Source organism: Alphaproteobacteria bacterium (assembly GCA_004295055.1).
Lineage (GTDB): Bacteria > Pseudomonadota > Alphaproteobacteria > SHNJ01 > SHNJ01 > SHNJ01.
Window position 1 is genome coordinate 1 of sequence record SHNJ01000020.1, and the last position, 8,617, is coordinate 8,617.

The 8,617-nt window shown below is 50.1% G+C and carries 12 protein-coding genes and 1 pseudogene (1 of these 13 cut by a window edge); 11 read left to right on the forward strand and 2 right to left on the reverse strand.

All coding sequences use genetic code 11. The features are described 5' to 3' along the window. Positions 1-1,767 (reverse strand): aconitate hydratase AcnA (gene acnA, locus EYC62_05030; GenBank protein ID TAH34721.1); only part of this gene is annotated, 1,767 nt, incomplete at its 3' end. A 160-nt stretch (positions 1,768-1,927) separates the two neighbouring features. Here acnA and ccmA point away from each other — a divergent pair. From ccmA to EYC62_05085, 11 genes are all read left to right on the forward strand, one after another. Next, positions 1,928-2,530: a heme ABC exporter ATP-binding protein CcmA gene (gene ccmA / locus EYC62_05035; GenBank protein ID TAH34722.1), complete on the forward strand. Its 603-nt coding sequence runs from the start codon at positions 1,928-1,930 to the stop codon at positions 2,528-2,530. 160 nt (positions 2,531-2,690) lie between these two features. Beyond that, positions 2,691-3,362: a hypothetical protein gene (locus tag EYC62_05040; GenBank protein TAH34723.1), complete on the forward strand. Its 672-nt coding sequence runs from the start codon at positions 2,691-2,693 to the stop codon at positions 3,360-3,362. A gap of 1 nt (position 3,363) precedes the next feature. Beyond that, positions 3,364-4,107 carry a heme ABC transporter permease gene (locus EYC62_05045; GenBank protein TAH34724.1) on the forward strand — a complete coding sequence of 248 codons (744 nt, stop codon included), beginning with the start codon at positions 3,364-3,366 and terminating at the stop codon, positions 4,105-4,107. Next, on the forward strand, positions 4,100-4,261 hold the full coding sequence (gene ccmD, locus EYC62_05050; GenBank protein TAH34725.1) for a heme exporter protein CcmD: 162 nt from the start codon (positions 4,100-4,102) through the stop codon (positions 4,259-4,261). Before EYC62_05045 ends, ccmD begins: the two co-directional genes overlap by 8 nt. Next, on the forward strand, positions 4,245-4,682 hold the full coding sequence (ccmE, locus tag EYC62_05055) for a cytochrome c maturation protein CcmE (GenBank protein ID TAH34726.1): 438 nt from the start codon (positions 4,245-4,247) through the stop codon (positions 4,680-4,682). The genes ccmD and ccmE overlap by 17 nt, the downstream gene beginning before the upstream one ends. Next, on the forward strand, positions 4,675-5,211 hold the full coding sequence (locus EYC62_05060) for a DsbE family thiol:disulfide interchange protein (GenBank protein ID TAH34727.1): 537 nt from the start codon (positions 4,675-4,677) through the stop codon (positions 5,209-5,211). The genes ccmE and EYC62_05060 overlap by 8 nt, the downstream gene beginning before the upstream one ends. Before the next feature lies 1 nt (position 5,212). Then, positions 5,213-5,593 (forward strand): cytochrome c-type biogenesis protein CcmH, encoded by a 381-nt coding sequence (locus EYC62_05065; GenBank protein ID TAH34728.1) that lies wholly within the window; start codon positions 5,213-5,215, stop codon positions 5,591-5,593. Between the two features lie 72 nt (positions 5,594-5,665). Further along, positions 5,666-5,953: a YggT family protein gene (locus tag EYC62_05070; GenBank protein ID TAH34729.1), complete on the forward strand. Its 288-nt coding sequence runs from the start codon at positions 5,666-5,668 to the stop codon at positions 5,951-5,953. 3 nt (positions 5,954-5,956) lie between these two features. Beyond that, on the forward strand, positions 5,957-6,280 hold the full coding sequence (locus EYC62_05075; GenBank protein ID TAH34730.1) for a DUF167 domain-containing protein: 324 nt from the start codon (positions 5,957-5,959) through the stop codon (positions 6,278-6,280). A gap of 13 nt (positions 6,281-6,293) precedes the next feature. Further along, entirely contained in the window at positions 6,294-7,175 is an 882-nt protein-coding gene (folD, locus tag EYC62_05080) for a bifunctional methylenetetrahydrofolate dehydrogenase/methenyltetrahydrofolate cyclohydrolase FolD (GenBank protein ID TAH34793.1), read from the forward strand. Between the two features lie 60 nt (positions 7,176-7,235). Next, complete coding sequence (locus EYC62_05085) at positions 7,236-8,189, forward strand: hypothetical protein (protein TAH34731.1); 954 nt, start codon at positions 7,236-7,238, stop codon at positions 8,187-8,189. A 39-nt stretch (positions 8,190-8,228) separates the two neighbouring features. Here the strand turns inward: EYC62_05085 and glmS are convergent. After that, positions 8,229-8,617, reverse strand: a pseudogene (gene glmS / locus EYC62_05090) (glutamine--fructose-6-phosphate transaminase (isomerizing)) (it continues 1,425 nt past the right edge of the window).

An 8,617-nucleotide genomic window follows, 5' to 3' on the forward strand; every position in this document is an offset into this window, starting at 1 on the left:
GTTGCTTGTCCAAATATCTTTCAGATAAACCGGATTGCCGTCCTTGCCTGTGCCCAGCGGCTCTTTGGTTAAATCGATATTCATCGATCCGGCCAAGGCATAAGCGACAACCAACGGCGGCGAAGCGAGATAGTTCGCTTTTACGTGCGGGTTAATCCGGCCCTCGAAGTTGCGGTTGCCAGATAGAACGGAAACGGCAACGGTATCGCCTTCTTCGACGGCTTTGGCGATTGGTTCATCCAGCGGACCGGAATTGCCGATACAGGTGGTGCAACCGTAACCGACAAGATTAAATCCAAGCGCATCCAAATCTTTTTGCAATCCGGCGGCCGCCAGGTAATCGGTTACCACTTGGCTTCCAGGGGCCAGGGATGGTTTCACCCATGGCTTGGTCGAAAGACCTTTGGCAATCGCGTTGCGCGCAACCAAACCGGCGGCAATTAAAACCGATGGATTGGATGTATTGGTGCAGGATGTGATCGCGGCGATGACCACATGGCCATCTTCGATCGAATAATTTTTGCCGGCAACCGGGACCGATTTGCGTTCGGTACGGTTTGGCGCGAACATGCTTGGCAATTCTTTTTTGAAATTGACCGTTGCACTGGATAATGGCACGCGGTCTTGCGGACGTTTTGGTCCTGCCAGCGATGGTTCGACGGTGCCGACATCCAATTCCAGCGAATCGGTAAACACGGGATCGGCGGAATTTTTATCGCGCCACATGCCTTGCGCCTTGGCATAGGCTTCGACCAGCGCGATACGTTCCGGATCGCGGCCGGTGAATTCCAGATATTTGATGGTTTCGGCGTCGATTGGGAAGATACCGCAAGTCGCGCCATATTCCGGCGCCATGTTGGCAATCGTGGCGCGGTCGGCCAGCGATAAATTGTCCAAACCAGGACCGTAAAATTCGACGAATTTGTTGACGACGCCTTTTTTACGCAACATTTGCGTGACGGTCAGGACCAAATCGGTTGCCGTTGTGCCTTCGCGCAATTTGCCGGTCAATTTGAAACCGATTACTTCGGGAATGACCATCGATACGGGCTGGCCCAGCATTACGGCCTCGGCTTCGATGCCGCCCACGCCCCAACCCAAAACAGCCAGGCCGTTAATCATGGTGGTGTGCGAATCGGTTCCGACCAGGGTATCTGGATAGGCCAGCGGGGTATCGGACTTATCGTCCACCCAAACCACTTGCGCCAGATATTCCAAGTTTACTTGGTGGCAGATGCCGGTTCCTGGCGGAACGACGCGGAAATTGTCGAACGCGCTTTGGCCCCAACGCAGGAATGCATAGCGTTCATGGTTGCGGTCAAATTCCAATTTCACGTTTTTCTGGAACGAATCTTTGCCGGCATAATAATCGACCATGACAGAGTGATCGATGACCAGATCCACTTGTTTCAGCGGATTGATGCGGCGGGCATCGCCTTTCATTTGTACGATCGCATCGCGCATCGCGGCCAGATCCACCACTGCCGGAACGCCGGTAAAGTCCTGCATCAACACGCGGGCGGGGGAGAAAGCGATTTCGCGGTCGGATTTTTTATCTTTAAGCCATTGCAGCACGGCCATAATATCTTCGCGGGTGACGGTGCGGCCGTCTTCGTGCCGCAATAAATTTTCCAGCAGCACTTTCATGGAAAAAGGCAATTTGTCGATGCCGGTCAATCCGTTTTGCGCGGCGATGGTGAGATCGAAATATTTATATTTGCTTTTGCCAACTTTCAGGATTTGTTCGGCTTTGAAACTGTTACGCATGGGAGGGCTCCATTAGGGACTGCAGAAGATAAAATGATAATTAGAATTAGACTAAATACTGGCTTAGCAGGGGAAGGTTTAAAAAAGGGTAAAGAAATGGGTGCCAATATCAAGCATTCTTGCTATAACGAATCGAATTATTACGGGATTTCAAAGCAATATGCCACAATTAGTTGCTGAAAATTTGGTATTGCAGCGGGGTTTTACCCGGCTATTTGGCGATTTAAGCTTTTCCGCAGGAAATGGCCAAATTTTATGGCTGCAAGGTCCGAACGGCGCGGGTAAAACCAGCCTGTTGCGCGCGCTTGCAGGATTGCTGCCGTATGACGGCAATATAATCTGGGAAAATGCCGATATTCAATCGGATATGGCTGCTTATATGCGCGGCATATCCTGGCTTGGGTATGCGGATGGCGTGCGCGGCGAGCTGACAGTTTTGGAAAACGTGGAATTTTTGGGTGGCGCTGGCGATGTTATGGCCGCGCTACATTATTTCGGTCTTGAGAATTTTCTGGAAGTTCCCGCCCGGTTTTTATCGGCGGGGCAACGCAAGCGCATCGCCCTTGCGGCATTATGGATGCAACAGCAAAAACCGTTATGGCTGTTGGATGAGCCTTTGGCGCATTTGGATGAATCCGCGGCCAAACAATTATCGTCTTTATTATCCGCGCGGCAGAAAAATGGATTGATCACTGTTCTTGCGTCGCATCAGCCGTTGCCGGGTTTGAAATGCGATATCTTATCGCTGGGGGCACAAGGATGACGCTCCGAAATCATTTTAATTGTAATCAAAATTATTCCCTCCCCCCTGTGGGGAGGGTTAGGGTGGGGGGACTCAATATCTATACCCCCATCCCAGAAAATCTAAGCGCTAAGGCGCTAAGATTTTCTATCCTTCCCCACAAGGGGGAAGGAGGTAAAGAATGAGCGGTTTTATGGTCTTGTTGAAACGGGAGATTCAATTATCGCTGCGTCAAGCTGGCGATTTTGCCGCCGGGTTGACCTTCTTTTTGTTGCCGCCATTTTTATTCGCGCTTGGGTCGGGATTGGGCGCGGCGTTTGACATTACGCAAAGCCTGGCCATGGTATCGCTGACCTTCATGCTGGCATTGATCTCCGGGCTGGACCGGCTGCTGCGCGGCGACTGGCAATCGGGATGGTTCGACATTCTGCGGTTGCGGCCGCCACAATTGATTCTGGCGGTTTGGGCGAAGATTGCCGCCTTTGTTTTGTTGTCCGGCGTGCCGATGATTCTGATGGCGCCGTTAATTTTAAAATTCTTTTATGCCCAGAATTTTGCCCTGGCCGACCTATGCGCAGTTACGCCGGTATTGCTGTTATTCGCGGTCAATTTATCGATCTTGGGAATGATGATCGGATCGTTAAGTTTGGGTGCGCGTATGGCTCCCACATTAATCTTTATCTTGCTATTGCCTTTGTCGGTGCCGCTGTTTATTTTCACCATCGCGGCCGGCACCGCCATTTTGCAAGAACAAGCCTGGTTTCCCGCGCTGTCGGTATTGTTGGCGTTTTTTATGGCGGCGGCGATGGTGTGTCCGGTGATTACGGCTTATATTATTAAACATTTGGATTGATATGGTTAAACAACTTCACATTCTTGCCAATCCGCTTCGATTCGCCAAACTTGGCAACGCGATTATGCCGATTGCTTCGGTAATGGCGATTGCGGCTTTGGCGGTTGGATTGTATGGCGGCTTGGTGCTGGCGCCTCCGGATTATTTGCAGGGCGATGCGATGCGCATTATGTATGTGCATGTGCCGTCGGCCTGGATGGCGATGATGGTATATGCCGGCATGGCGTTGTGCAGCGCCGGTTTTTTAATCTGGCGGCATCCGGTAGCCGATTTTATCGCGCGCGGGGCCTCGCCGGTTGGCGCGTGCTTTACCGTCTGCGCGCTAATCACCGGCATGTTGTGGGGCAAACCGGCTTGGGGCGCGGCATGGGTGTGGGATGCGCGGCTGACATCGGTATTGATTTTATTCTTTTTATATGTCGGCCACATGATTTTATTGCAATCATTCGACGATATGCAAAAATCCAGCAAATTCGGCGCGATTTTGGCCATCATCGGCGCGATCAATTTGCCGATCATCAAATATTCGGTCGATTGGTGGAATACGCTGCATCAAACATCCAGCATATCCAGCCTGTCGCGCCTCGCGTCGCCCAGCATAACATTCGATATGCTGTGGCCGTTATTGATGATGGCGCTTGGATTCCTGTGTCTTGCAATCGCCCTGATATTGCGCGCGGCGCAAATTGAAATGGGCAAGCGCCGTTTGCTGATGGCCTATCAACGCAAGGTGTCGCATGGATAATTTTTTCGCAATGAACGGATATGGCGAATATATATGGACCGCGTATGGCGCGGTCGCGTTTATTTTAGGCGGCCTGGCGTTTCACTTATATAACCGCGCGCGGTGCATCGAAAATAAATTGGCGCAGTTGGAATCCGATGAAACCAAAGCATAAAAGGCTTATATATATTGTCGCATTATTGTGCGTGCTGGGCGCATCCGCCGGCCTGGTTTTATATGCCTTCCGCGACAATATGCAGTTTTTTTACTCCCCCACTGAAATTAAAACCAAAATTTTGGCGCCGGGCCAGATCGTGCGGCTGGGCGGAATGGTCGAGGTCGGATCGATTAAAAAAGTTCCGGATGGCATAGGCGCGAATTTCCGCCTGACCGATTTTGAAAATACGGTCGCGGTGGAATATCGCGGCGTTCTGCCGGATTTATTCAAGGAAAATTCCGGCGCGGTGGTGATTGGCGCGATGCGTGATGATGGCGTATTTGCCGCGCAAAGCGTTCTGGCCAAGCATGATGAAAATTACATGCCGCCCGAAGTCGCCAAATCCCTGAAAAAACCATCGGTTCCGCCGCATGAATAGAATTTTATACTGGGTTCCGGTTTTTATGTTCGCGGCCCTGATATTGGCGTTTATGGCCGCATTTTTGTCCGGCCGCGATCCATCCGCATTGCCATCGGTGTTGATCGATAAGCCGGTGCCGGAATTTGCAATGCCGGATATGCAGAATAAATCCATTTCCAGCAAAAATATTTTTCCAAATAACGTCACGGTGGTTAATTTTTTTGCCAGCTGGTGCGCCCCGTGCCGCGCCGAAACGCCGATATTGGCGGAGTTGTTTAAAAATAACGGCCTGCAAGTATTGGGCATTGCCTACAAAGATAAAATGGAACCATTGCAAGTTTTCTTGCGCGATACGGTGGGCGCGTACGATTTGGTTTTGCGCGACGATACCGGCCAATCCAGCATCGATTGGGGCTTGACGGGCGTTCCGGAAACTTTTGTGGTCGATGGCAAATCGCGCATACGCTATCACTATGCGGGTCAATTGACGCCGGTGCAGTTGCAGGAGATTTTAGCCATTGCCGACCATCTGTCGCGAGAGGAATAATATGCGCGCCGCCTTATTCGCCATTCTGTTATTCTTGCCGGTGATGGCATTCGCCGTGATGCCGGATGAAAAATTGTCCGATCCCGCGTTGGAATTGCGCGCCCAGGAAATATCGCGGCAATTGCGTTGCGTGGTATGCCAAAACGAAACTGTCGATGAATCGAACGCGCCGATTGCCGCCGATATCCGTAAATTGGTGCGTGCGCGTTTGACGGCAGGCGACACGGACCAACAAATTTTAGATCATATGACGGAACGATACGGCGAGTTTGTGCTGTTAAAACCGAAATGGAGCGCGCAAAACGCCGCCCTGTGGCTGGCCCCATTTCTGGTATTGATGTTGGGCCTATGTTTATTAATAAAACGCCGCGGTAAAAAGTAGAATCCATATTGCGTCTTGCGGCGTTCGCGTTAAACTATAGCGGTCGGATTCACATCCACCAAAAGGTTTCTCATGTACTCCATCGGCTTTTTACTGATTCAAATTCTGACCATTTATCTTTACCTGGTCATTGCCCAGGTTATCGTCAGCTGGTTGGTGGCGTTCAATGTCATCAATACGCGCAATAAATTCGTCGCCATGGCGATGGATTTTCTGGACCGCATCACCGAACCCGCATTGCGCCCGATCCAGCGCGTTTTGCCGTCGATCGGCGGGATCGATGTTTCGCCGGTGGTTTTGATTTTGCTGATCGTATTCGTGCAAAATCTGATCCGCGAATATTGGTTCGGATTTTATTAATTCATGCTGCCGTCCTGTTTTAAAATCGTATCCGCCGGGATCGAATTGGCGGTGCATTGCACCCCCAACGCGCGGCAGGAACGGATCGGCGACATAGTGGCGGATGCGGACGGCAATTACGCCTTGAAAATAGCGGTTACCGTTCCGCCCGAAGACGGCAAGGCGAATAAAGCGGTCATTGCTTTGTTATCCAAAAACTGGAAACTGCCCAAAACCAGCATTTCCTTGCTGCGCGGCGATACTTCACGACATAAAAAATTGTTAATCGCGGGATCCCACGACAAACTTTCAAAAATACTGGAACTCTGGTATGACAAGCGCAGTTAAATTGGAAAATTTTATGACCGCGCAAATCATCGATGGCAAGGCATTCGCCGAAAATTTAAAAACCAGGCTAACCGCCGAGGTGGCGTCCTTGCGCGAGAAACATGGGCTGATTCCAGGCCTTGCGACGGTGCTGATCGGCGCGGACCCTGCCAGCCAGTCTTATGTCGGGTCAAAGAAAAAAACCGCCGCCGCGATTGGGTTTCATTCCATCGATGTCGCGAAACCCGCCGATATTACCCAAGATGAATTATTGCAAATCATCGCGCAATTGAACGCGGATGAAAAAATTCACGGTATACTGGTGCAATTGCCGTTGCCCAAACATATTTCCGAAGAAGTTATTTTGGGCGCTATCGACCCGCGCAAAGACGTGGATGGTTTTCACGATGTCAATGCCGGTAAATTGGCCAAGGGCAAGCCGGGTGGATTCGTGCCATGCACGCCATGGGGATGTTTGATGTTATTGAAACATCATCTGGGCGATTTATCCGGCAAAAAGGCCGTGGTGATGGGCCGTTCAAATATTGTCGGTGCGCCGATGGCGCAATTGCTGCGCCATGAAAATTGCACCGTGACGGTGGTGCATTCGAAAACCCGCGATTTGCCGGGCGAGTGCAAACAGGCCGATATTTTGATCGCCGCGATTGGCAAACCGGAAATGGTCACGGTTGATTATGTTAAACCAGGCGCATGCGTGATTGATGTCGGTATCAACCGTATCGCCACGCCAGACGGCAAAGGCAAATTGGTCGGCGATGTGAATTTCGCCGCCGTGAAAAATGTGGCCGGGTTTATCACACCCGTGCCCGGCGGCGTCGGCCCGATGACGATTGCCTGTTTGATGGATAATACCATCAAGGCCGCGTGCCAGATCCATAATATTGCCCGTAAGTAATTGTAATAAATACAATCTACCGTCTTGACATACGTATCTTTAAAAGATATAAAAACAAGAATGGGTACAGATCAAAATACAATTGAAACTAAGCATTTCAGATTTACTTCTGTATTGGAATGGAGTGGTGGACAAACATGGACTTGTTTGGACAGGCGTGCAGGACGCACTATCGAATTTGAAACCGATAATAAGGGCAATATCAAGATTTTAAGCCAGATGTGTTGGCGCCCCATTATGCCTCGTGCTAGTGAATTCTTATTTCCTGCCATTCATACTTCTGTGACGCCGTGGATTGCGATGCAGATCGAATTGCGCCATGCTCTTGCACCGTCATCGGTTCCGCGTATGAAATCAATTGCCATTCCCGGTGCGCATAACTCGAATGATAATGAGCCTGTTCCAAGACGATTGGGTGGCCGCAATTACACAGCAGGCGGTGGAATAAACGCTAATTTGTTCAGCGGCGATCCTGATCTTTCCTTGAAACAGTCGACGCGAGATTGTTCGCGCATTACATCGATGCTGTTGCGCTGCTTAAATCTGGGTGTCGTGTTTGATCCGAATGTCGTTATTGATCCCATCAATCTTTCTGAAGGCCGGGATTTTTTAACGGAAAACAAAGGATATGACGCGGTTTTTGTGGATTATATATGCAATCAGCATAATGGTGTATACCGTCTGCATGGTCCTGTATCGAAAAACTTACCCAAAGACGCGGTTCCCTATTTGGTGAGTCCACACCATTCCCCAAATGATTGGTCTGCAAGAATCCAATCCACTGGCGCTAATTTGGTTGTTGTATATGGGCCGAGTAAGAACGAAGTCAATTTGGATTTTATTGGCGAAATTCCAGATGCTGTATCGATTGATGATCCGCAATTGTATTGCGATGTGATCGTCAAAAATGGTTATCTTGCGCAAACTTTTGGTTGCGCGCCTGATACGCCTTTAATTACCGGTGATGTTCTTTACCGGGCTGTCAAAAGCTGCGTTGAAAATACTAGGCGGTAAATGTATGAGATGCCTAGCTTGGAAAATAATTAAATAAATCTATTCCACCGTAACCGATTTCGCCAAATTGCGCGGTTGATCGACATCCGTGCCTTTTAAACAGGCGGCGTGATACGCCAATAACTGCACCGGAATCGTATATAAAATCGGATGTACCAATGGATCGGCATCGGGCAGGGTTAAAACCGTGGCCGATGGCATCTTCAATTTTTGCGCGCCTTGCCCATCGGTGCAAACGATCAATTTGCCGCCGCGCGCCAACGCCTCGTGCAAATTGGATGCGGTTTTATCGAAATATTGATCGTTCGGCGCGATCGCCACAATCGGCATCAATTGATCGATCAGGGCGATTGGCCCGTGTTTCATTTCGCCGGCCGCGTATCCCTCAGCATGGATATAAGAAATTTCTTTCAATTTTAACGCCCCTT

Bases quoted from the DNA above. Each gene is read 5' to 3' on its own strand.
- EYC62_05065 (TAH34728.1), top strand. From the start codon at position 5,213: ATGCGCGCCGCCTTATTCGCCATTCTGTTATTCTTGCCGGTGATGGCA.
- EYC62_05045 (TAH34724.1), top strand. From the start codon at position 3,364: ATGGTTAAACAACTTCACATTCTTGCCAATCCGCTTCGATTCGCCAAA.
- ccmE (TAH34726.1), top strand. From the start codon at position 4,245: ATGAAACCAAAGCATAAAAGGCTTATATATATTGTCGCATTATTGTGC.
- EYC62_05060 (TAH34727.1), top strand. From the start codon at position 4,675: ATGAATAGAATTTTATACTGGGTTCCGGTTTTTATGTTCGCGGCCCTG.
- EYC62_05085 (TAH34731.1), top strand. From the start codon at position 7,236: ATGGGTACAGATCAAAATACAATTGAAACTAAGCATTTCAGATTTACT.
- EYC62_05040 (TAH34723.1), top strand. From the start codon at position 2,691: ATGAGCGGTTTTATGGTCTTGTTGAAACGGGAGATTCAATTATCGCTG.
- EYC62_05075 (TAH34730.1), top strand. From the start codon at position 5,957: ATGCTGCCGTCCTGTTTTAAAATCGTATCCGCCGGGATCGAATTGGCG.
- EYC62_05070 (TAH34729.1), top strand. From the start codon at position 5,666: ATGTACTCCATCGGCTTTTTACTGATTCAAATTCTGACCATTTATCTT.
- ccmA (TAH34722.1), top strand. From the start codon at position 1,928: ATGCCACAATTAGTTGCTGAAAATTTGGTATTGCAGCGGGGTTTTACC.
- folD (TAH34793.1), top strand. From the start codon at position 6,294: ATGACCGCGCAAATCATCGATGGCAAGGCATTCGCCGAAAATTTAAAA.
- ccmD (TAH34725.1), top strand. From the start codon at position 4,100: ATGGATAATTTTTTCGCAATGAACGGATATGGCGAATATATATGGACC.